20 protein-coding genes are annotated in these 21,959 nt (G+C 71.4%); 12 read left to right on the top strand and 8 right to left on the bottom strand.

The window, feature by feature from the left end; all coding sequences use genetic code 11:
- Positions 1 to 47: 47 nt before the first annotated feature.
- Positions 48 to 683, top strand: coding sequence for a GntR family transcriptional regulator (locus ACZ63E_RS08960; protein ID WP_465310179.1), 636 nt, complete (start codon positions 48 to 50; stop codon positions 681 to 683).
- Positions 680 to 1,675 (top strand): 1-aminocyclopropane-1-carboxylate deaminase, encoded by a 996-nt coding sequence (locus ACZ63E_RS08955; protein WP_465335474.1) that lies wholly within the window; start codon positions 680 to 682, stop codon positions 1,673 to 1,675. The genes ACZ63E_RS08960 and ACZ63E_RS08955 overlap by 4 nt, the downstream gene beginning before the upstream one ends.
- Before the next feature lie 36 nt (positions 1,676 to 1,711).
- On the opposite strand, the gene ACZ63E_RS08950 is transcribed toward ACZ63E_RS08955, so the two are convergent.
- The 3 genes from ACZ63E_RS08950 to ACZ63E_RS08940 are packed head-to-tail and all read right to left on the bottom strand — an operon-like array spanning position 1,712 to position 3,824.
- Positions 1,712 to 2,095, bottom strand: a complete 384-nt coding sequence (locus ACZ63E_RS08950) for a RidA family protein (protein ID WP_465335473.1) — start codon at positions 2,093 to 2,095, stop codon at positions 1,712 to 1,714.
- On the bottom strand, positions 2,095 to 2,853 hold the full coding sequence (locus tag ACZ63E_RS08945; protein WP_465335472.1) for an IclR family transcriptional regulator: 759 nt from the start codon (positions 2,851 to 2,853) through the stop codon (positions 2,095 to 2,097). Before ACZ63E_RS08945 ends, ACZ63E_RS08950 begins: the two co-directional genes overlap by 1 nt.
- Positions 2,850 to 3,824 carry a sugar kinase gene (locus ACZ63E_RS08940; RefSeq protein ID WP_465335471.1) on the bottom strand — a complete coding sequence of 325 codons (975 nt, stop codon included), beginning with the start codon at positions 3,822 to 3,824 and terminating at the stop codon, positions 2,850 to 2,852. Before ACZ63E_RS08940 ends, ACZ63E_RS08945 begins: the two co-directional genes overlap by 4 nt.
- 113 nt (positions 3,825 to 3,937) lie before the next feature.
- Between ACZ63E_RS08940 and ACZ63E_RS08935 the strand changes: the two genes are divergently transcribed.
- The 8 genes from ACZ63E_RS08935 to ACZ63E_RS08900 are packed head-to-tail and all read left to right on the top strand — an operon-like array spanning position 3,938 to position 13,883.
- Entirely contained in the window at positions 3,938 to 5,245 is a 1,308-nt protein-coding gene (locus ACZ63E_RS08935; RefSeq protein WP_465335470.1) for an amino acid deaminase, read from the top strand.
- Positions 5,245 to 6,840, top strand: coding sequence for an N-acyl-D-amino-acid deacylase family protein (locus ACZ63E_RS08930; RefSeq protein WP_465335469.1), 1,596 nt, complete (start codon positions 5,245 to 5,247; stop codon positions 6,838 to 6,840). The genes ACZ63E_RS08935 and ACZ63E_RS08930 overlap by 1 nt, the downstream gene beginning before the upstream one ends.
- A complete protein-coding gene (locus tag ACZ63E_RS08925) occupies positions 6,837 to 8,225 on the top strand; it encodes a GntP family permease (protein WP_465335468.1) in 1,389 nt (462 codons plus the stop codon). Before ACZ63E_RS08930 ends, ACZ63E_RS08925 begins: the two co-directional genes overlap by 4 nt.
- 45 nt (positions 8,226 to 8,270) lie before the next feature.
- Positions 8,271 to 9,398: a lactonase family protein gene (locus ACZ63E_RS08920; RefSeq protein WP_465335467.1), complete on the top strand. Its 1,128-nt coding sequence runs from the start codon at positions 8,271 to 8,273 to the stop codon at positions 9,396 to 9,398.
- Positions 9,399 to 9,423: 25 nt separating this feature from the next.
- Positions 9,424 to 10,707 carry an extracellular solute-binding protein gene (locus tag ACZ63E_RS08915; RefSeq protein WP_465335466.1) on the top strand — a complete coding sequence of 428 codons (1,284 nt, stop codon included), beginning with the start codon at positions 9,424 to 9,426 and terminating at the stop codon, positions 10,705 to 10,707.
- Positions 10,707 to 11,654 (top strand): carbohydrate ABC transporter permease, encoded by a 948-nt coding sequence (locus ACZ63E_RS08910; protein WP_465335465.1) that lies wholly within the window; start codon positions 10,707 to 10,709, stop codon positions 11,652 to 11,654. The genes ACZ63E_RS08915 and ACZ63E_RS08910 overlap by 1 nt, the downstream gene beginning before the upstream one ends.
- Complete coding sequence (locus ACZ63E_RS08905) at positions 11,645 to 12,511, top strand: carbohydrate ABC transporter permease (RefSeq protein ID WP_465335464.1); 867 nt, start codon at positions 11,645 to 11,647, stop codon at positions 12,509 to 12,511. The genes ACZ63E_RS08910 and ACZ63E_RS08905 overlap by 10 nt, the downstream gene beginning before the upstream one ends.
- A gap of 1 nt (position 12,512) precedes the next feature.
- On the top strand, positions 12,513 to 13,883 hold the full coding sequence (locus ACZ63E_RS08900) for a beta-N-acetylhexosaminidase (RefSeq protein ID WP_465335463.1): 1,371 nt from the start codon (positions 12,513 to 12,515) through the stop codon (positions 13,881 to 13,883).
- On the opposite strand, the gene ACZ63E_RS08895 is transcribed toward ACZ63E_RS08900, so the two are convergent.
- The 3 genes from ACZ63E_RS08895 to ACZ63E_RS08885 form a co-directional block, all read right to left on the bottom strand.
- Positions 13,884 to 15,638 (bottom strand): M64 family metallopeptidase, encoded by a 1,755-nt coding sequence (locus ACZ63E_RS08895; protein ID WP_465335462.1) that lies wholly within the window; start codon positions 15,636 to 15,638, stop codon positions 13,884 to 13,886. It abuts the gene before it with no gap.
- 92 nt (positions 15,639 to 15,730) lie between these two features.
- Positions 15,731 to 16,399, bottom strand: a complete 669-nt coding sequence (locus ACZ63E_RS08890) for a response regulator (RefSeq protein WP_465310166.1) — start codon at positions 16,397 to 16,399, stop codon at positions 15,731 to 15,733.
- On the bottom strand, positions 16,396 to 18,033 hold the full coding sequence (locus tag ACZ63E_RS08885) for an ATP-binding protein (RefSeq protein ID WP_465335461.1): 1,638 nt from the start codon (positions 18,031 to 18,033) through the stop codon (positions 16,396 to 16,398). Before ACZ63E_RS08885 ends, ACZ63E_RS08890 begins: the two co-directional genes overlap by 4 nt.
- A gap of 91 nt (positions 18,034 to 18,124) precedes the next feature.
- Here ACZ63E_RS08885 and ACZ63E_RS08880 point away from each other — a divergent pair, with 91 nt between their 5' ends.
- Positions 18,125 to 19,492: a cation:dicarboxylate symporter family transporter gene (locus ACZ63E_RS08880; RefSeq protein ID WP_465335460.1), complete on the top strand. Its 1,368-nt coding sequence runs from the start codon at positions 18,125 to 18,127 to the stop codon at positions 19,490 to 19,492.
- A 102-nt stretch (positions 19,493 to 19,594) separates the two neighbouring features.
- On the opposite strand, the gene ACZ63E_RS08875 is transcribed toward ACZ63E_RS08880, so the two are convergent.
- The gene (locus ACZ63E_RS08875) at positions 19,595 to 19,996 is read right to left on the bottom strand and encodes a winged helix-turn-helix transcriptional regulator (protein ID WP_465335459.1); all 402 of its coding nucleotides are present in this window, start codon (positions 19,994 to 19,996) and stop codon (positions 19,595 to 19,597) included.
- A 106-nt stretch (positions 19,997 to 20,102) separates the two neighbouring features.
- Between ACZ63E_RS08875 and ACZ63E_RS08870 the strand changes: the two genes are divergently transcribed.
- Positions 20,103 to 21,506 (top strand): MFS transporter, encoded by a 1,404-nt coding sequence (locus ACZ63E_RS08870; protein ID WP_465335458.1) that lies wholly within the window; start codon positions 20,103 to 20,105, stop codon positions 21,504 to 21,506.
- Between the two features lie 6 nt (positions 21,507 to 21,512).
- Here the strand turns inward: ACZ63E_RS08870 and ACZ63E_RS08865 are convergent, their stop codons facing one another.
- A complete protein-coding gene (locus ACZ63E_RS08865; protein ID WP_465335457.1) occupies positions 21,513 to 21,956 on the bottom strand; it encodes an SRPBCC family protein in 444 nt (147 codons plus the stop codon).
- Positions 21,957 to 21,959: the final 3 nt, after the last annotated feature.

Raw genomic sequence — 21,959 nt, 5'->3', positions numbered from 1 at the left:
GCCCGGCTTCTGGCCGGGCGACCCGGTGGTCAACTAACATGTTAGATGTGAGTCTCTCAAAGGTCACCCGCCCGCTGCTGCGCGACGAGGCGTACGAACGCATCCGGCACGCGATCGTCGACGGCACGCTGCCGCCCGGCGCGCCGCTGCGGGACGCCGACCTCGCCGAGCAGCTCGGGCTCTCCCGGGCGCCGGTCCGGCAGGCTCTTCTCCGGCTGACGGACGACGGGCTCGTCGAGTCGAAGCCGCAGAGCTACACCCGGGTGTCGGACGTGCTCTCCCCCGACGTCGAAGACGCCCGGCAGATCGTGCGGGTGCTGCACGAGTTCGCGGTCCGGCAGGCCGTCGCCCGCTGCCGGCCCGCCGACATCGCCGTGATGCGCGCGGCCAACGAGCGTTTCGCCGCGGCGATCGAAGCCCGCGACACGGTGGCCGCGGAGGCGGCGGACGACGAGCTGCACGCCGTCCCGGTCCGGCTGGCCGGCAACGCCGCCGTGATCGCGACCTTGGACCGCTACACGCCGCTGCTGCGCCGCCTGGAGCACGCGCGGTTCGGCTCGGCGCTGGCCTGGAGCTCGGTCGAGCGCCACACGAAGCTGATCGACGCGCTCGAAGCACAGGACACCGACACGGCCGTCTCGGTGATCTCGACCATCTGGACCGACCTCCTGGAGGACCGATGACCATCGCCGACTTCCCGCGTTACCCGCTGCTGATCGGCCCGTCGCCGGTGCACCCGCTGGAGCGGCTCACCGAGCACCTCGGCGGCGCGAAGATCTGGGCCAAGCGCGAGGACATGAACTCCGGGCTCGCGTTCGGGGGCAACAAGACCCGCAAGCTCGAGTACCTCGTGGCCGACGCGCTGGCGAGCGGCGCGGACACGCTCGTCTCGATCGGCGGCGTGCAGTCCAACCACACGCGGCAGGTCGCGGCGGCCGCGGCGCGCGCGGGACTGAAGGCGGTGCTGGTGCAGGAAAGCTGGGTCGACTGGCACGACCCGCTGTACCTGAAGGCCGGCAACATCCAGCTCTCGCGGATACTGGGCGCGGACGTCCGGCTCGTCAACGCGGGGTTCAGCATCGGCTTCAAGAAGGCCTGGGAAGACACCGTCGCCGAGCTCGAAGCGGGCGAGGGCAAGCCGTACGCCATCCCGGCCGGCGCCTCCGACCACCCGCTCGGCGGGCTCGGGTTCGCGAACTGGATCGTCGAGCTCGAGAAGCAGGAGGAAGAGCTCGGCGTCTTCTTCGACACGGTGGTCGTCTGCTCGGTCACCGGCAGCACGCAGGCGGGCATGGTGGCGGGCGCGGCGCTCGGCCGCCCGCGGCGCATCCTCGGCATCGACGCCTCGGCCAAGCCGGACGCGACCCGCGCCCAGGTGACGCGGATCGCGCGCACCACCGCGGAGCTGATCGGCGCCGGGCCGATCCCAGAGGTCGAGCTGGACGACCGGTACCACGCCGGGATCTACGGCATCCCCGACAAGCTCACCATCGAGGCCATCGAGACCTGCGCCCGGCTGGAGGCGATGATCACCGACCCGGTGTACGAGGGCAAGTCGATGGCGGCGCTGATCGACCTGGTCTCCAGCGGCGAGATCCCGCGCGACTCGACCGTCCTGTACGCCCACCTCGGCGGGCAGCCCGCGCTGAACGGCTATACGAGCGTCCTCGGCTGAGTGCCCCGGGGCCGTGGCCCGGCCCCGGGGAAAGCCTCAGTCCAGCACGCAGAGCACGTCGATCTCGACGAGCAGCTCGCCCGGCAGGCCGACGTACACCGTCGTGCGCGCGGCGTGCGGCGCGTCGCCGATCAGCTCGTCGTAGACCTCGTTGAACGGCGCGAAGTGCGCGGTGTCGGTCAGGTACACCCGCACCATGATCGCGTCGGCGAGGCTCGAGCCCGCCTCAGCCAGCACGGCTTCGATGTTCTTGAACGTCTGCCGGGTCTGGCCCACGACGTCGTCGCCGACGATCTCGTTCGTGGCCGGGTCGAACCCGACCTGACCGGCGACCTGCAGCAGGTTCCCCTTGCGGACGGCCTGCGAGAACTTCGCCGGCGGCTTCGGCGCGTTCTCGGTGGAAACTGCCGTCTTGCTCATCAGTGCCCCTTTCCGTTCTCCGTCCATCCACTGTGGACGGAAGCTTCCGTGGTGGCGGCCCGCAGCTCGGGCACCAGCGCCAGCAGGCCTTCGTAGTCGAGCAGCACCTTCGGCACCGACATCGACGCGGCGGCCAGCACCTCGCCGTCCGCCCCGCGCACCGGCGCGGCGATGCAGTGGATGAAGTCCTCGTGCTCGGCGTTGTCGACGGCGTAGCCGCTCTGGGAGACCCGCTCCAGCTCGGCGAGGTAGGCCTCGGCCGAGGTGATCGTGTTCGGGGTCAGCACCGGGTAGTCGATCGAGTGCGCGATCTCCTCGCGCCGCGCCGCGGGCATGGCCGCGACCAGGACCTTCCCCACCGCCGTGCAGTGCAGCGGCGCGCGCTTGCCGATGCGGGAGTACATCCGCACCGAGTGGCGGCCCTCGTACTTGTCGATGTAGACGACTTCGCCGTCCTCGTAGCTGGCCAGGTGCACAGTGTGTCCGGTGCGCGCGTTGAGCGCGGCCAGCGCGGGCTGGGAGCTGCGCCGGACGTCGAGCGAGTCGAGGGCCTGGTTGGCGAGGTCGAACATCGCGCTGCCGAGGCGGTAGTGGCGGGTGCCTTCGCGGCGGACGAAGTGGTGCTGCTCGAGGGTGCGCAGCAGCCGCAGCACCGTCGACTTGTGCACGCCGATCTCGTCGGCGAGGTCGTCGAGCGTGCGGGCGTCCTTGGCGATCGAGCTCAGCAGGGTCAGCGCACGGTCCAAGCTCTGGCTCACGTCCGCACCACCCCTTCGCCGGTCAACCGCGCCGAACCCCACTCGTCGGCGTCCGCGTGCAAGAGGCTGTCCACGACGGTGCGCGGGAGCGGCACCCCGACGTCGTCGTGGGTGAGGAGGGTCGCGGCCGCCTGCAGGTGCCCTCGCCGCAGCCGTTCCAGGGGCGACGCGCCGCGCAGGGTGGCGGCGAGGAACCCGGCGGCGAAGGCGTCCCCGGCGCCGACCGGCTCGACGACGTCGACGCGCAGCGCGGGCGCGAACAGCGGTTCGCCTTCGACCAGGGTGGCCCCGCGTTCGCCGTGCTTGACGACCAGCGTGCGCGGGCCGGGCAGCAGCGCCCGCAGCGCGACCGGGTCGCCGGTCCCCCACACCTGCTGCGCTTCGTCGTCACCGGTCAGCACGATGTCCGCCTGCCCGGCCAGCTCGGCGAGCAGCCGCGGGTCGCGCCCGGCCCAGAGCGCGGGCCGCAGGTTGACGTCGAACGAGATCAGCCGGTCGCCGCGGGGCAGGTCCAGCAGCGCGCGCACCAGCGCGAGGCAGCTGTCCGAGAGCGCGGGCGTGATGCCGGACAGGTGCAGCACGCGCACGCCGTCGAGGTCGAGCCGGTCCAGCAGCGACGGGCCCATGCCGGACGCCGCCGAGCCGGCCCGGTAGTAGCGCACCGGACTGCCGCCGGCGCCGCTTTCCTTGACGTAGAGCCCGGTCGGGCGGGCCGGATCGAAGTAACACGCGCCGACGTCGACCCCGGCGGCAGCGATCTCCCGCAGCATCGCCCGGCCGAACGGATCGTCGCCGACCGCGCTCACCCAGCCGCTCGGCACGCCGAGCGCCGGCAGGTGGCAGGCCACGTTCGACTCGGCGCCGCCGATCGTGCGCGTCCACTGCCGCACCTCGTCCGGCGGGCCGGGTTCGGCGGGCACGAACAGCGCCATCGTCTCGCCGACACAGAGCACTTCGGGCCCGCTTGTCACTTTCCGTCTCCCCTGTCCTGCACCCCGTTGACCTGTGCCGACCCGGATGCTACACCTATGGCACTCAAAATGCGCAACAGTCGTTGCAACATACGCAACAGAGGTCGCCGTCGATGAACACACCCGCCGCCTGCTCGATCAACGCCGCCGCGCTCGCCGCCCTCCAGGAGGAGCGGATCGACTGGCGGTTCCGCTCGGCCGCGCCCGCGCTGACCGGCCTCACGCTCGCCGAAGCCGCGGACCGCCGGCTCAACCTCTTCACCGACGGCTTCTTCGCCCCCTTCGTCGTCCTCGACGAAGAAGCGCTCGAGCACAACCTGCGGACGATGGCCGCGTGGTGCGCCGCCCGGGGTGTGGTGCTCGCCCCGCACGGCAAGACGACCATGGCACCGCAGCTGTTCGCGCGCCAGATCGAGCACGGCGCGTGGGGCATCACCTGCGCGAACGCCGGCCACCTCCGGATCTACCGCGCGTTCGGCGTCTCCCGGATCCTGCTGGCCAACCAGCTGCTCGACCCGAGCGGGCTGAAGTGGCTGGCCGCCGAGCTCGCGGCCGACCCGGCGTTCGAGTTCGTCTGCTGGGTCGACTCCGTGCGCGGTGTCGAGCTGATGACCGAAGCGCTCGAAGGCACCGAGCGGCCGGTGGACGTCCTGCTCGAGCTGGGCGCCGACGGCGGCCGCACCGGAGTGCGCGACACCGCGACCGCGCTGGCCGTGGCGGAAGCGGTCCACGCCAGCCCGGTGCTGCGGCTGCGTGGCACGGGCGGGTACGAAGGCGCACTCTCCCACGACACCGACGAAGCCGCGCTCGCGAAGATCAGCTCCTATGTGGACGGTCTGCGAGACCTCGCGATCACCTTCGCGGACAAGGGACTCCTCGAAGGCCAGATCATCGTCACCGCCGGCGGCAGCGCGTACTTCGACCAGGTCGCCAACGAGCTGACGAAGCCGTGGCCGGACGGCCTCGACGTGCTCCCGGTCCTGCGCAGCGGCGCGTACGTCACCCACGACGACGGCTTCTACCGCGAGATCTCCCCGCTCGGCGACCACCCGCGCATCACCGGCGTCGAGTCGTTCCGGCCGGCGCTGCGGGCCTGGGCGCAGGTGACGTCGAAGCCGTCGGACGAGCTGGCCCTGCTGACCCTCGGCAAGCGGGACGCGTCCTTCGACGAGGGCATGCCCGAACCACAGCTGCGCCGCACCCCCAGCGGCCCGGCCGAGTCGCTCGAAGGCCACGTCGTCGCGAAGATGAACGACCAGCACGCCTTCCTCACGCTGCCCCCGGGCTCACCGGTCGAGGTCGGCGACTGGATCGGCCTCGGGCTTTCGCACCCGTGCACGGTGTTCGACAAGTGGCCGCTGCTCCCGGTGACGGCCGCGGACGGCGAAACCGTCGCCGGCCTCGTCCGGACGTGGTTCTGATGGACGTCGTCCTGCGCGGCGCGCTGGTCGCCGACGGCACCGGCGACGCGCTCACGCGCCACGACGTCGGCATCACCGGCGAGAAGATCGCGAGTGTCGCCGAGGCCGGTTCGCTGGCCGGGAGGCACAACATCGACGCCGACGGCCTGGTGCTCGCGCCCGGGTTCATCGACATGCACTCGCACTCCGACCTGCAGCTGCTGGCCAACCCGGACCACCCGGCCAAGATCACCCAGGGGGTCACGACCGAGGTGCTCGGCCAGGACGGGCTGTCCTACGCCCCGGTCGACGACACCGTCCTCGAAGCCCTGCGGCAGCAGCTCGCGGGCTGGAACGACGACCCGGCCGGCTTCGACTGGAACTGGCGCTCGGTCGGTGAGTACCTCGACCGGCTCGACCGGGGCATCGCGGTCAACGCCGCCTACCTCGTGCCGCAGGGCACGGTCCGGATGCTCGCGGTCGGCTGGGACGATCGGCCGGCGACCGAGGCCGAGCTGAACCGCATGAAGGAGCTCGTCGCGACCGGCCTGGCCGAGGGCGCGATGGGCATGTCGTCCGGGCTCACCTACACCCCGGGCATGTACGCCGAGACCGGCGAGCTGGTCGAGCTGTGCCGCGTCGTCGGCGAGGGCGGCGGGTTCTACAGCCCGCACCACCGCAGCTACGGCAAGGGCGCGCTGGAGGCGTTCGCCGAGATGATCGACGTCTCCCGGCGCTCCGGCTGCCCGCTGCACCTGGCGCACGCGACGATGAACTTCTCGGTCAACAAAGGAAAAGCGCCCGAGCTGCTCAAGCTGCTCGACGACGCGCTCGACGACGGCTGCGACGTCTCCCTCGACACCTACCCCTACCTGCCGGGCGCGACCTACCTCTCCGCGCTGCTGCCCAGCTGGGCCACCGAAGGCGGGCTCGACGCCACGCTCGCCCGGCTGTCCGATGTGGACGAACGCGAGCGGATCCGCGCGGAGATCGAAGAGTCCGGTTCGGACGGCGCCCACGGCGTCCCGATCGACTGGGACGCCATCGAGATCAACGGTGTCCGCCACGACCACAACGCCCACCTGGTGGGGCACAGTGTCGCCGGTTCGGCGCGCGCCGCCGGCCTCGAACCGGCGGCACTGTACTTCGACACGCTGCTGGACGAAAAGCTCGGCACGTCGTGCCTGATGCACGTCGGGCACGAGGAGAACGTCCAGGCGATCATGCGCCACCGCACGCACACCGGTGGCAGCGACGGCCTGCTCGTCGGCGCCCGGCCGCACCCGCGCGCCTGGGGCACGTTCCCGCGTTACCTCGCCCGGTACGTCCGCGAACTGGGCGTGCTGGACCTCGCCGAATGCGTCGCCCACCTCACCGGGCGGGCCGCACGGCGGCTGCGGCTGACCGACCGCGGGCTCGTCCGCGCCGGCTACGCCGCGGACCTGGTGCTGTTCGACCCGGACGCGGTCGCCGACACGGCCACCTTCGACGACCCGCGGCAGGCCGCCGCGGGCATCACGCACGTCTTCGTCAACGGCGTCGCCGCCCTCGACGACGGCCGTCCCACCGGCGCCCTCGCCGGCCGTTCCCTGCGCAATCCCGGGAGAGCCCGATGATCCACTGGCTGCAACACACGACCGGCGGCCTGCTGACGCTCGCCGCCGTCTCGATCGCCGTCCTGCTGCTATTGATCGTCAAGCTCAAGATCGAGCCGTTCATCGCGCTGATCGTCGTGGGCCTGCTGACGGCGCTGGCGGCGGGCCTGCCGGTCGGCACGATCGTCGGCACCGCGCAGAAGTCGTCGGACTCCTTGCTGGAAAAGGGGTTCGGCAGCATCCTCGGGCACATCACGGCGATCATCGGCCTGGGCACGCTGCTCGGGTCGATCCTGGAACGCTCCGGCGGCGCGAAGGTGCTCACCGGCGCGCTGCTGCGGGGGTTCGGGGAGAAGCGGGCGCCGCTGGCCATGGGTGTCGCCGGGTTCATCTTCGGCATCCCGGTCTTCTTCGACATCGGCATCTTCGTCCTGGCGCCGCTCGTGTACGTCGCGGCGAAGCAGGGCGGCCGCTCGCTGGTGCTCTACGCGATGCCGCTGATCGCGGGCCTGTCGATCACGCACGCCTTCCTGCCCCCGCACCCCGGTCCGGTGGCCGCGGCCGGCCTGCTGCACGTGGAGCTCGGCTGGATCATCCTGATGGGCCTGGCCTGCGGTGTCCCGGCGTTCCTCGTCGGCGGCGTGCTGTACGCGACCTGGATCGGCAAGCGCATCAACGTCGACGTGCCCCAGGAGATGATCGTCGCCGAGGAGGAAGGCGAAGAAGAGGCGGACGTGCCGTCGCTGGCGCTGGTCGGCTCGATCATCGCGGTGCCGCTGGTGCTGATCCTCGCCGGCACGTTCGGCAGCATCTGGCTGCCGAAGGGGTCCAAGCTGTCGGGGGTCGCCGCGTTCGTCGGCACGCCGGCGGTCGCGCTCACGGTCGCCGTGCTGCTGGCGTCCTGGCTGCTCGGGCTGCGGCGCGGGTTCACCGGCAAGGACCTCAACGAGCTGGCCGCGAAGTCGCTGCGGCCGGTCGCGATGATCCTGCTGGTCGTCGGCGCGGGCGCGTTCTTCGGCGCGGTGCTTTCGGCCACCGGCATCGGCAAGGCCGTCGCCGACTCGCTGCACGACGCCGGGCTGCCGGTGCTGCTCGCGGCGTACGTGATCAGCTGCGGCATGCGGATCGCGCAGGGTTCGGCGACGGTCGCGATCGTGACCACGAGCGGGATCATCGCGCCGACCGTGGCGCAGCTCGGGTATTCGCAGGTGCAGCTGGCCCTGCTCGTCATGGCGATCTCCGCCGGGTCGATCATCGCCTCGCACGTCAACGACGGTGGTTTCTGGATCGTTTCGCGGTACTTCAACCTGAGCGTGGTGCAGACGCTGAAGTCCTGGACGGCGCTGGAAACCGTGCTTTCCCTTTCGGGATTCGGGGTTTCGGCATTGCTCATGGCCGTGGTCTAGACCATACTGGAGCGAAGCCGCCGCCCGAACCGTTGGGAGACAATGATGACCGGACTTTCCCGTCGCACGTTCCTCGGCGCCGCCGCGGGGGCGGGTGCCGCGACCGTCCTCGGCGCGCAGGTCGCCGCCGCGGCCACCACCGCGCAGGGCTGCATCGCCGGAGGAACCGTGTACATCGGCAGTTACACCAGCGGGGCGAGCGGCCACGGCCTCGACGTCTCGAGCCGGTCGGGCGCCACGCTGGGCCCGGTCCGCACGGTGCCGGGCATCACCGACACGTCGTGGTTCGACCGCAGTGCCGACGGCAAGACTCTCTACGTCACCAACGAAGGCGACCCGAACGGCTTCGTCTCGGCGCTGAACATCACCGACGCCTCGAACCCGAAGCTGCTCAACAAGGTTTCGTCCCAGGGCGGCGCGCCGACGCACCTGAGCGTGCACTCGAGCCAGAAGTACGTGCTGGCCGCGAACTACAGCTCGGGCAGTGTCGTCGTGCTGCCGATCCTCGCCGGCGGCAAGCTCGGCGCGGCCACCGACCTGGTGACGCACAAAGCCGACTCCGGGCAGGCTCACGCGCACCAGGTCGTCAACGACCCGACCGGGCGCTGGGTGCTGTCGGTCGACCTCGGCGCCGACTCGGTGTACGTCTACTCCCTCGACGTCACGACCGGGAAGCTGGCGCTGCACCAGCAGCTGAAGCTGCCGGCCGGCGCCGGGCCGCGGCACCTCGCGTTCGACAGCACCGGGAAGTACGCCTACGTGCTGCAGGAGCTGCGGCCGGAGGTGACGGTGACGAGCTGGGACGCGGCCACCGGCACGCTGAAGGCGCTTTCGGTCGTCCCGGCCGTGCCGCCGGGCAGCACCGGCGACCTGTTCCCCGGTGAGATCACCCTGTCCAAGGACGGGAAGTTCGCCTACGCCACCGTCCGCGGGCCCAACACGCTGGCGACGTTCTCCGTCGCCGGCGCGACGCTGAAGCTGGTGTCCACTGTGTCCAGTGGCGGCAACTGGCCGCGGCACGTGGCCCTCGACCCGGCGGAGAACTGGTTCTACGTCTCGAACCAGCGCTCCGGCACCGTCACCTGGCTGCCGCGCGACCCGGCCACCGGCCTGCCCGGCGCGGTCGCCGGCAGCCTGGCGGTCCCCGACGTCAACTCGGTCCACTTCGCCTGACCCCAGGCCGCACTGGAGGATCCTCATGAGACTGCGCCGCACCTTGCCCGTCGTCGCCGGGCTGGCCCTGCTGGCCGGCTGCGCGCCCACCCAGTCCGCGCCCGCGGGCGCCGGCGGGGACGAAAAGACCGGCACCGTTCGCGTCTGGCTGTTCGACGAAGCCAACCGCGCGCCGAAGGAGGCCGCGGTCAAGGAGGCGATCACCGAGTTCAAGGCCGCCCACCAGGGTGTCGAGGTCGACGTCCAGTGGGTGCCGGTCGAAGGGCGCGCCGACAAGTTCTCCGGCGCCTTCAACGACCCGGCCAACGCACCCGACGTCGCCGAGTTCGGCAACACCGACGTCTCCAGCTACGCGGCCACCGGCGCGCTGGCCGACCTGACCGGCGACCTCGCGTCGTGGACCGAGGGCAAGGACCTCATCCCGACCGTGCTGGACACCGCCAAGTCCGGCGGCAAGACCTACGGCCTGCCCTGGTACACCGGCATCCGCGCGTTGTACTACCGCACCGACCTCTTCACCGAGCTCGGCCTCAAGCCGCCGTCGACGCTGGCCGAGCTGACCGACGACGCGCGCAAGATCCGCGCCGCCAAGCCGGACCTCTACGGCATCGCCGTCGGCGGCAAGTACACCTACGCGATGCTGCCGTTCCTCTGGGCCAACGGCGGTGAGCTCGCGCAGGAGAGCGACGGCAAGTGGAAGTCGGCGGTGACCGGCGAGCAGGCCAAGTCCGGCGTGACGCAGTACGCGAACCTGCTCAAGGACGACATCTGCCCGCCCGCGCAGTGCGCGAACCTCACCGGCACCCAGAGCGTCACGGCGTTCGCCGGCGGCAAGGCCGGGATGACCATCGGCGGTGACTTCAACCGCAAGGCCGTCGAACAGGGCGCGGTCAAGGGCAAGTACGCCATCGTGCCGCTGCCGGGCACGACGGCGGGCAGCGTCGCCCCCGCGTTCGCCGGCGGCAACCTGCTCGGGGTCTTCGGCGCGAGCAAGCACCGCGGCCTCGCGCTGGACTTCATCAAGCTGCTCGGCGGCCCGAAGTACCAGGAGAAGATGTACACCGCGATGGGTAACCTGCCGACGCTGGCCGGGGTGCAGCAGAAGCTCGCCACGAACGACCCGTCGCTCAAGCCGTTCGTCGACACCCTGAAGTCGGGCACCAAGTTCGTCCCGGCGACGCCGGCGTGGTCGAAGATCGACAGCCAGAACGTGCTGCCGACGGCCGTCCAGCAGATCGCGACCGGCGGCAAGGACCCGTCGGCGGCGCTCACCGAGGCGGCCGCGGCGATGGACAAGGCCTTCGGGTAGTGGTGACCGTCCAGGAGGCCCCTTCCGTCACGGCGCCCGCCCGGCGGCCGCGGCGGAAGGGGGACGGCCGGGCCGCCGCGCTCTACCTCGCCCCGGCGGGCGTCCTGCTCGCCGCGATGCTGGCCTACCCGATCTACCAGCTGGTCCTGATCTCGTTCTACGACTACGGCCAGCCGCAGGCTTCGGGCAACGCGCCGCTGGTGTTCCTCGGCTTCGCGAACTACGCCGACCTGCTCTCGCAGGTGCAGTTCTGGACGGTGCTGGGCAAGACGGTCGGGTTCGCCGCGGCCTGCGTCGCCGGCTCGCTCGTCGTCGGCACCGGGCTCGCGGTGCTGGCCAGCCGGGTGCGCTCGCTCCCCCGGACGCTGCTGTTCCTCGCCGCGCTGGGTGCGTGGTCGACGCCGGCGATCGCGGGCTCCTACGTCTGGCTGTTCCTCTTCGACACCGACTTCGGCCTGGTCAACGAGGTGCTCTCGGGCCTCGGGCTGCCGTTCGAGCACCACTCCTGGACCTTCGGCACGCTCGGCGCGTTCGGGCTGGTCGCCGCCGAGGTGATCTGGTGCTCGTTCCCGTTCGTGCTGGTCACGATGTACGCCGGGATCAAGGGTGTGCCCGACGAGGTGCTCGAAGCCGCGTCGCTCGACGGCGCGTCGGTGTGGCGGACGACGGGATCGATCGTGCTGCCGATGGTGCGGCCGCTGCTGATGATCGCGACCGTCCAGTCGATCATCTGGGACTTCAAGGTGTTCACCCAGATCTACGTGATGACCAACGGCGGCGGCGTGGCCGGGCGCAACCTCGTGCTCAACGTCTACGCCTACCAACAGGCATTCGCCGGGCAGGAATACGGCCTCGGCTCGGCGATCGGAGTCGTCATGACGCTGTTGCTGCTGTCCGTCACCGGGCTGTACGTCCGGTCGCAGCGCCGGAGCGCGGCATGGCTGTGATGACCGCGCGCCGCGTCCGCCGTCCCGGCCGGCTGGTCGCCGAGATCATCACCGTGGTCATCGCCGGGATCGTCGCGTTCCCGCTGTACTGGATGCTGCTCTCCGCGGTGAAACCGCCCGGCGAGATCCAGTCGGCGAACCCGAAACCGTGGACGTTCAACCCGTCGTTCGAAAGCTTCTCCCGCGTGCTGACGGTGTCCGGCTTCGGGCGGTTCTTCGTGAACAGCCTCGTGGTGGCGCTGGTCGTCGTAGTGCTTTCGCTGCTGCTGTCGTTCCTCTCGGCGGTCGCGCTGACGCGGTTCTCGTTCAAGGGCCGGACCGTGCTGCTGGTGATGATCCTGGTCGCCCAGATGGTGCCGGTGGAGGCGCTGACCATCCCGCTGTTCTTCCTGATGCGCCAGATCGGCGGGGTCGCACCGGCGTTCGGGCTGAACGAGCTGGGGTCGCTGGTGCTGGTGCACCTGGCGTTCAGCCTGCCGTTCGCGATCTGGATGCTGCGCGGGTTCGTCGCCGCGGTGCCGGTGGAGCTGGAAGAGGCCGCGAAGCTCGACGGCGCGTCCCGGATGCGGTTCACCTGGCAGATCCTGTTCCCGCTGGTGGCGCCCGGGCTGGTCGCGGTGAGCGTGCTCGCGTTCATCCACGCCTGGAACGACTTCCTCTTCGCCAAGACGTTCATCATCTCCAAGACCGAGAACCAGACGCTGCCGCAGGCGATCCTGGTGTTCTTCAAGCCGGAGGACACCGACTGGGGTGCGGTGATGGCGTCCTCGACCCTGATGACGATCCCGGTTCTCGTGTTCTTCGTCCTCGTGCAACGACGGCTGGTGTCCGGCATGGCCGGCGCCGTGAAGGGCTGACATGTCTTTCGACACCCTGCTCCCCCGTCCGGTTTCGGTGTCCCCGGCGCCGGGGACCTGCCCGTGGCCGTCCACTGTGGACGTCCGAACGGCGGACCTGCCCGCGGAGGGCTACCGGCTGGAGATCTCCGAGTCCGGCGTGGTGCTGTTCTGCGGCGACCCCGCCGGAGAGGTCTACGGACGCCAGACCTTGCGCCAGCTCGCCGGCCCCGACGCGTTCCGCGCCGCGTCCATCCGGAGTGGACTGTCGGTGCCCTGCGGTGTGGTCGAGGACCATCCGCGCTTCGGCTGGCGCGGCTGCCTGCTCGACGTCGCCCGGCACTTCCGGACCAAGGCCGAGGTGCTGCGGTTCGTCGACTTGCTGGCCGCGCACAAGCTGAACGTGCTCAACCTGCACCTCACCGACGACCAGGGCTGGCGGTTCGAGGTCCCGGGCCTCCCCCGCCTGACGTCGGTGGGCGGCTGGCGGCCGTCGTCGATGACCGGCAGCGGGGGCCCGCAGGACGGCCGGCCGCACGGCGGGTTCTACACCGGGGACGACCTGCGGGAGATCGTCGCGTACGCGGCGTCGCGGGCCATCACGGTGGTGCCGGAGATCGACATCCCCGGCCACGCGCGGGCGGCCCTGGCGGCCTACCCCGAGCTGGGCACCGAAGAGGCGTACGAGATCTGGATCGCCTGGGGCATCAGCACTTCGCTGCTGGACCCGACCGAGTCCACTTTGGACTTCTTCCGCCGGGTCTTCGACCACCTGCTGGAGATCTTCCCGTCGCCGGTGATCGCCCTGGGCGGCGACGAGACGCCGGGCGCGACCGACGAGCACCGCAAGTTCGTCCGGCAGCTCGCCGAGCACCTGGTGGCGCGCGGCCGCACGCCGATGGGCTGGGACGAGGTCCTCGACATCGGCGGCCTCCCCCCGATGGTGATCGGCTCCTGGCAGAACGAGACGGCCGGGCAGCAGGCCGCCGAAGCCGGGCACGACGTGGTCATGTGCCCGGAGCAGCACGTCTACCTCGACCACCGCCAGTCCGACCACCCGGACGAGCCGATCCCGGTCGGCTGGGTCCACACCCTCGAAGACGTCTACGGCTACGAACCGGCGCTGGCCGGGCCGCGGCTGCGCGGGGTGCAGGCGCAGGTGTGGAGCGAGCATCTGGACACCGTCCGGCGCGTGGACTACATGGCCTTCCCGCGGTTGTCGGCGTTCGCCGAGGTGGCGTGGAGCAGCGGGGCGCGGGACTACACCGAGTTCCTGCCCCGGCTGCGCGACCACCACCTGCCGCGCCTCGACGCGCTCGGCGTCGAGTACCGCCCCCTCGACGGCCCGCACCCGTGGCAGACCCGGCCGGGGGTGCCGGGCCGGCCGCGCTGATCAGGGCCGCAGCGTCACCTCGAACGCCTTCGTCGGGCCGACGTTGCCGGCCGCGTCGATCGACCGGTACTCGATCCGGTGACGGCCGTACCCCGGCGTCCGGGTCGCGAACGGGGACACCGTCAGCCCACCGGAACCGAGGTTGCCGTAGGCCAGGCCGTCGATCTCCGTGCCCCGCGCGGTGAACAGGTAGGGCGCGGTCGCGTCCGTCGGCCAGCCGTAATACTTGTGCCAGCCGTCGCCGTCGACGCGGAACTCCGGCATCCCGTCGGACGGAGTCAGCCGCATGGTGAAGGAGCCGTGGAAGACGTTGTCCTTCGCGGGCGGCAGCTCGGCCGTGGTGGTCGGCCCGGACGCGTCCACCGTCCACGTGAGGGTGGTGCCGCCCGTGGTGGCCGTGAGCGTGTGCGCCCCGCGGGCCGCGTCGACGGTGAAGTCGGCCCCGCGACCGGCGGGCCGGCCGTCGAGCTTCCAGGACACCGTGGGGATCGAGCCGGTCGGCTCGCCGGTCTCGACGTAGACGACGTTGCCGGCGCCGACCGGCAGCGAGGTCGGCGTCGACGCCACCACTGCCGGTCCCCCGGCCGGCGGTGTGACCACCGAGGTGTCGACGGTCCAGGTGCGGGTCGCCGTCGGCCGCGCGGCCGGGTCGCGGACGAACGGCGTCGGGTCGGTCACCTTCGCGGTCAGCGTGTGCTTGCCCGGCTTGACGTGCGCCTGCCGGAGGTCGAGCGCCTCGGAGCCGCGCTGCGGGACGCCGTCCAAGGTCCAGCTGACGTCGAGGCGGTGGCTGACAGGGTGCATGGTCCGCACCCACACAACGCGGTCGGCGCCGATCGTCCCGGCCGGCGTGCCGCCGCTGACGAGCGGCACCTTCCCGGCGATGCGCTGGGTCATCCGTTCACGCCCGACCTGGTCGAACGCGTACCCGAGCGTCTTCATCATCGAGTGCTGACTCGGCCGCCAAACGCCCGTCTGGGTGTAGAGCCCGCCTTCGAACCGGCCGATCCGGCCGCCGGACTCGCTCGGCTCGCCCAGCCAGCGCCACCACTTCGCGTGCTGGTCGCGCATCTGCCGTTCGGTCAGGAGGGTGTGGTGGATCGAGTCGGGCTCGCCGCCTTCGTAGGCGCCGCCGGGGACGTTGCGCGCGTAGTAGTCGTATTCGTCGTCGAGGCCGCCGAGCGAATGGCCCAGCTCGTGGGGCGAGATCAGCGCGGACAGCGCGTTGCCGCCGGACGCCGTCGCGTAGGTGCCGCCCGCGCCGCCGTACGTGGCGCTGTTGGCGAGGGCGAGGATCTGGCGGTTCGCGCGGGTGGTGCCGGGCACGAGGTCGGCGTACTTCTGCGCGGCGGTGTCGTCGACGGTCAGGAGCCGCTGGACGCTCTGTGCGGTGCAGCCGCCCCAGAAACCCATGTTCAGCGGGGTGTCCTTCCGCGGTGACGCCAGGTCCGGGTCACAGTCCACACCGGACTCCGGCGAGGCGATCGACACGGCGTAGACGTTGAAGTAGCTGCGGTAGGACTTGAACGGCTCGAGCGACCAGAGGGTGTTCACGTGCCGCTGGACGTCGGCGAAGAACTTCGGCTGCTCGGCGGCGGTGTACCCGTCCCCGAGCACCACGAGGTTGAACCGCTGCGCGGCCGGCCCGCTCACCTGGACGTCGGTGACGGCGGCAGCGGGCTCCTCGGCGTGCGCGGGTACGGCGACGGCAACGCTCAAGAGAAGCGCGGCGACAAGCCCGGCCCAGTTCCGCATGGCGGCTCTCCCCTTCCTCGGCTGGGTCCCGGTCTACCGCACTGGTTTGCCGGCCGGAACCGCCGGAAGTCGGAGGCGTGACGTATAGGGCGTTATACGCGAGTCAGCCGGTACCAGACCTCGGGCCGCCCGACCTGGCCGTAGTGCGGCTCGCGGTGGGCCATCCCGTTGTCCGCCAGGTACTCCAGATACCGCCGCGCCGTCACGCGGGACGCGCCGATCGCGCTCGCCGCCGCGCCGGCTGACAGGCCTTCCGTCGCTCCCGACAGGGCGTCGCGGATGGCCTCCAGGGTCTGGACGCTCATCCCTTTCGGCAGCGGCGGCTGCTCAGTCGTGCGCAGCGCGCCGAGGGCGCGGTCGATCTCGGCCTGGCCCGTCACCTCGCCGGACGCGTCGCGGAACTCGCGATAGCGCTCCAGTTTTTCGCGCAGGGTGGCGAAGGTGAACGGCTTGAGCAGGTACTGCACCACGCCCACCGAGACCGCGGCCTTCACCAGCCCGAGGTCGCGCGCCGACGTCACCGCGATGACGTCGATCGGCAGCCCGGCCGCGCGCAGCGACCGGCACACCGCCAGGCCGTGCGTGTCCGGGAGGTAGAAGTCCAGCAGCACCAGGTCGACCGGCTCGCGTTCGCAGAACCGCAGCGCGTCTCCGCCCGAGTGGACCACGCCCGCCACCGAGAACCCCGGGAGCCGTTCGACGTAGACGCGGTGCGCCTCGGCGGCCACCGGCTCGTCCTCCACCACCAGCACCCGGATCACCGGTCCGCCTCCCGCCGCGGGAGCCGCACGGTGAACACCGCGCCGCCGTCCCGCTCGATGTCGACCGTACCGCCGTAGCGGCGCACCGCCTGCCCGACGAGCGCGAGGCCGAGCCCGTGGCCGTCCTCGGCCTTCGTCGACCAGCCGCGGCGGAAGACGTCGGCGTCGTCGGGGACGCCGGGCCCGGTGTCGCCCACCCGCAGCAGCAGCTCCCCTGGACCGGAGCGCGCGGTGACGACGACCGCCGGTTTGCCGACGCCGCGCACCGCCGCGTCGATGCCGTTGTCGATGAGGTTGCCGAGGATGGTCACCAGGTCGCGGGCCGCGACGCCGAGCGAGACGTCGTCGATCACCGTGTCCGGCGTGACGGTGAGCTCGACCCCGCGTTCGCTCGCCTCGGCCGCCTTTCCCAGCAGCAGCGCGGCGAGCACCGGCTCGGCGACCGCGCCGACCACGCGGTCGGTCAGCTCCTGGGCGAGCGCGAGCTCCGCCGTCGCGAACTCGACCGCCTGCTCGGGTTTTCCGATCTCCACCAGGGAAACGACGGTGTGCAGCCGGTTCGCGGCCTCGTGCGCCTGCGACCGCAGGGCCTCCGCGAGCCCGCGCGCGGTGGTCAGCTCCCCGGTCAGCGTCTGCAGTTCCGTGTGGTCGCGCAGGACGACGACGGTGCCCTGCGACCGGCCGCCCGAGCGGACGGCGGTGGTGCTGACCAGCAGCACGCGGGCGTCGGTCAGGTGCAGCTCCTCGGCCCGGTTCTCGGCCGAGGTGAACGCGCGCGCCAGCTCGTCCGGCAGGCCCAGTGACGCCAGCTCACGCCCGACCGGGTCGGCGTCGAGGCCGAGGAGGGCGCGCGCACCGTCGTTGCAGAGCCCGATCCGGCCGTCCCGGCCGACGAGCAGCACGCCCTCGCGCACCGAATGCAGGACCGCTTCGTGGTACTCGAAGAGGTTGCTCAGCTCGTCCGGCGCGACCCCGCGGGTCTGGCGCCGCAGCCGGGCGCTGATCAGCCAGCCGCCCAGCGCCCCGACCAGGAGCACCGCGCCGGCGACGCCGAACAGCGGCCAGAGCCGTTCGCGCAGCTCGGCCGAGATCGCCGCGACGGTGATCCCGACGGCGACCAGCGCGACCACCCGCTGCCCCGGCCCGAACACCGGCACCACCGTGCGGATCGACGGGCCGAGGGAGCCGGTGTAGGTCTCGGTGAGCTCCTGCCCGCGTTGCGCCTGGGCGATGTTGCCGATGTAGTGCTGGCCGATCAGCGCCGGGTTCGGGTGCGTGTAGCGGATCCCGGCCGGGCTCATGATCGTGATGAAGTCGACGCCGGTGTCGTGCTGCACCTCGACGGCGAACGGCTGCAGCGTCGAGCTGGGGTCCGGTGCGCCCACCGCGGCGAGCACGGACGGCGCGTCGGCCACCGTGGAGGCGACGGCGCGCACCTGGTCCTTGGCGTTCTGGTCGACCGCGCGCGACGCATCGAGGTAGGCGAACGTGATCCCGGCGCCGGCGAGCACGCAGAGCACCACCAGCTGCAGCACGAGCAGCTGGCGCGCCAGGCTCCAGCGAGACGACGTCGGGGACACCTCCTCATACCAGCACACCGGCGCCCGGGTGTCCGAACGGGACGGTGCGATCATCGCGCGAACTCAATGAACACAAGTGAGCCGGATCACCCGCGTGGGCCTACAGTGTGCCGCAACCTGGAACACCCCTGAGCTGGAGGCAACGGTGCCGACCCCACCGACCACCGAGGAGACCCCGCGCAAGCGGGACAAGACCCACTACCTGTACCTGGCCGTGATCGTCGCGGTCGCGCTCGGGATCGGAGTGGGCTTCCTCTTCCCGGGCTTCGCCAAGGGCCTCAAGCCCCTCGGCGACGGCTTCGTCAACCTGATCAAGATGATGATCACGCCGATCATCTTCTGCACCATCGTCATCGGCGTCGGCTCGGTCGCGAAAGCGGCCAAGGTCGGCAAGGTGGGCGTGATGGCGCTGTTCTACTTCATCATCATGTCGACCTTCGCCCTCGCGATCGGTCTGGTCGTCGGCAACCTGCTGCACCCCGGCACCGGGCTGCACCTGAACCCGGCGGACGTGAAGAGCGTCCAGAAGTCCGCCACCGGCGCCGAAGGCCCGGTCGACTTCCTGCTCGGCATCATCCCGAAGACGTTCGTCTCGGCCTTCACCGAAGGCGAGGTCCTGCAGGCGCTGCTGGTCGCGCTGCTCGTCGGGTTTGCGCTGCAGAAGCTGGGCCCGAAGGGCGCCCCGATCCTGCGCGGCATCGAGCACATCCAGCGGCTTGTCTTCCGGGTGCTGGCCATGATCATGTGGGCCGCCCCGATCGGCGCGTTCGGCGCCATCGCCGCGGTGGTCGGCGCGACCGGCTGGGCCGCGTTGAAGAGCCTGGCCGTGATCATGCTCGGCTTCTACGCCACCTGCATCGTGTTCGTGTTCGTGATCCTCGGGATCGTGCTGTGGCTCGGCGCGCGCGTCAACATCCTGCAGCTGCTGCGCTATCTCGGCCGTGAGTTCCTGCTGATCCTCTCGACCTCGTCGTCGGAGTCGGCGCTGCCGCGGCTGATCGCGAAGATGGAGCACGTCGGCGTCGGCAAGTCGGTCGTCGGCATCACCGTGCCGACCGGCTACTCGTTCAACCTGGACGGCACCGCGATCTACCTGACCATGGCGACGTTGTTCATCGCCGCGGCGCAGGACGAGCCGCTCTCGATCGGTTCGCAGATCGGCCTGCTGGTGTTCATGATCATCGCGTCGAAGGGCGCGGCCGGCGTCAGCGGCTCGGGCATCGCGACGCTGGCTTCCGGGCTGCAGTCGCACCGGCCGGAGCTGGTCAACGGCGTCGGGTTCATCCTCGGCATCGACCGGTTCATGTCGGAGGCCCGCGCGCTGACGAACTTCGCCGGCAACGCGGTCGCGACCGTCCTCATCGGAAACTGGGTGAAGGAGTTCGACCGGGAGAAGGCACAACGCGTCTTCGCCGGCCAGGAACCGTTCGACGAAGCCACGATGCTCGACGACCACAGCCACGCGGCCGGGACCGACGACCTGGACGACGTCCCGAAGGAACCTGCCCGGTAGTAATCCCAAGCGTTCGTGCTCACGCCCCCGCTGAGCACGAGCCACGCGGGCCGTTGCGCGAGTCTCCCCGACCTCGCGCAGCGGCCCGTTTCCATGCCCGCTTCAGCAGGCGGCGTGACCGTCGTAGACGACGCGGGCGGCGGAGATGTCCTCGCGGTGCCGCTCCGCCCAGCCGAGCAGGCCGCTCAGCGACTGGTACAGCTCCTTCGCCATCGGCGTGGCCTCGTACTCCACGCGCGGCGGGACCGTCGGGTAGATCGTGCGCTCCAGGAGGCCGTCGCGCTCGAGGTTGCGCAGCGTCAGCGTCAGCATCCGGCGGCTGATCCCCTCGACCGCGCGTTCCAGCTCGGTGAAGCGCACCGGGCCGCGGATGGCCTCCAGGAGGATGCCGATCGCCCACTTGCCGCTGATCCGGTTGATGACCTCGAGCACCGTGCAGACGTCGAGTTTCTCCGGGTCGATCTCGGTGACCTGGACAGGTACATCGATGTTCCCCTGGGACATGAAAGTGCCTCCTTCACGGCGTCCCCATAGTCACACATGATGGGCACTGTTACAAGAAGTGCCCTGGCGACAACCAGGGGGAACGCTCAACTGGAGGGGCCCCGACATGGCCGAGAACCATCCCGCCCGATCCCGCGGCCTCGCGTTGGCGGTGCTGTGCGCCGCGTCGCTGATGGTCGTGCTCGACAGCAGCATCGTCGCGGTGGCGCTGCCCGCGATCCAGGCCGACCTCGGCTTCACGGCCGCCGGGCTCGCCTGGGTCGTCACCGCCTACCTGGTCGCCTTCGGCGGCCTGCTCCTGATCTCCGGCCGGCTCGGCGACCTGCTCGGCCGCCGCCGGGTCTTCCTCGGCGGGCTCGGCCTGTTCACCGTCGCGTCCCTCGTCGCGGGGCTGGCCTCGGGCGCGGGGGTGCTCGTCGTGTCGCGCTTCGCGCAGGGTGTCGGCGGCGCGCTCGCTTCGGCCGTGGTGCTGGGCATGATCGTCACGATGTACCCCGAGCCCCACGCCCGGGCTCGCGCGATCGGCGTCTACAGCTTCACGCAGGCCGCGGGCGCGTCCATCGGGCTCATCGCGGGCGGCGCGCTGACGCAGGCGCTGAGCTGGCACTGGACGTTCTACGTCAACCTGCCGATCGGCGTGGTGGCGCTCGTGCTGGCCGTGCGGGTCGTCGAACCGGACCGCGGCGCCGGGCTGCGGGCGGGCCTGGACGTGCTCGGCGCGGTCCTGGTCACCGCCGCGGTGATGCTGGGCGTGTACGCGATCTCGTCCACCACCTGGAGCGCGCTGGCCGCGGCCGCCGTCCTGCTGGGCGCGTTCGTGGTGCGGCAGGCGAAGGCACGCACGCCGCTGCTGCCGCTGCGGGTGTTCCGGATCCGCGCGGTGACCGGCGCGAACCTGGTGATGGTCCTGATGGTCGCGGGGATGATGGGGTTCCAGTTCGTCACGGCGTTGTACCTGCAGCAGGTGCTCGGCCTCGACGCGCTGCGCACCGGCGTCGCGTTCCTGCCGGTGCCGGTGGTGATCGCGGTGGCGTCGCTGGGCTTCGCGGCCCGGCTCTCGGCGCGGTTCGGGCCGCGGACGGTGCTGCTGTCCGGCCTGGGCCTGGTGATTCTGGGCCTGCTCCTGCTCACGCGGGCCGGCGGCGCCTACTTCACCGACGTCATGCCGGCGCTGCTGGTGATGGGCCTCGGCGCGGGCGTGGCCATCCCGGCGATGATGGGGCTGGCGATGTCCGGCGTCGCGGACGGCGACGCGGGGGTGGCGTCCGGCCTGATCACCACGACCCAGCAGGTCGGCGCGGCACTGGGGACGGCGGTGCTCGCTTCGGTGGCGGCGTCCCGGACGGCGAGCCTGTCCACGGTGGACCACCGCGAGGCGCTGGCTTCGGGGTTCCGGCTGGCGTACGGCGTCAGCGCGGGTTTCCTGCTCGCCGCGGTGGCGCTGGGAGCGCTCGTCCTGACCCGCCGGCCCCGGCGAGTGGCTGAGCCGGCGGTCCGCGTCGCCGGCTAGCCGGGGTCAGGCGAGGTAGGTGCGGAGGCCGCGGTGGCCCCGCCGCATCATCAGCGCGTGGTTCGCGCGGAAGAGCGGCCGGGCCACCGCGTCGAGCCGTCGCAGCAGCTCCTTGCGGGCCTGGACCTCCTGGGTGATCTCCAGCAGCGTGCCCGCGCCCGCCGCGCGGACCGCGCCGGCCAGCACCCCGTCGAGGTCTCCGCTGAGCCTGACCCGCATCAGGCCCTCCCGCTCGTCCTGGTGGTCCCGGTGCATCCGGACGACCAGCCGGAACGGCAGCCGCGAGCGGCAGACCAGCTCGGCGGTGTCGTCGTCCACCCGGCGCACCGTGCGGACGTCCGACCACCACCGCGGGTAGCCGGCGAGGTCGGTGACCGCGCCGAACACCCGGTCGGGCGCGGCACCGGGCAGCAGCCACGTGCTGCGGAACCGGTAGCGCGCGCCCGTCACCCT

Source organism: Amycolatopsis sp. NPDC104819, from assembly GCF_055583145.1.
Note: the sequence above shows the minus strand (reverse complement) of the source record. Positions and strands in the feature narration are given on the sequence as shown.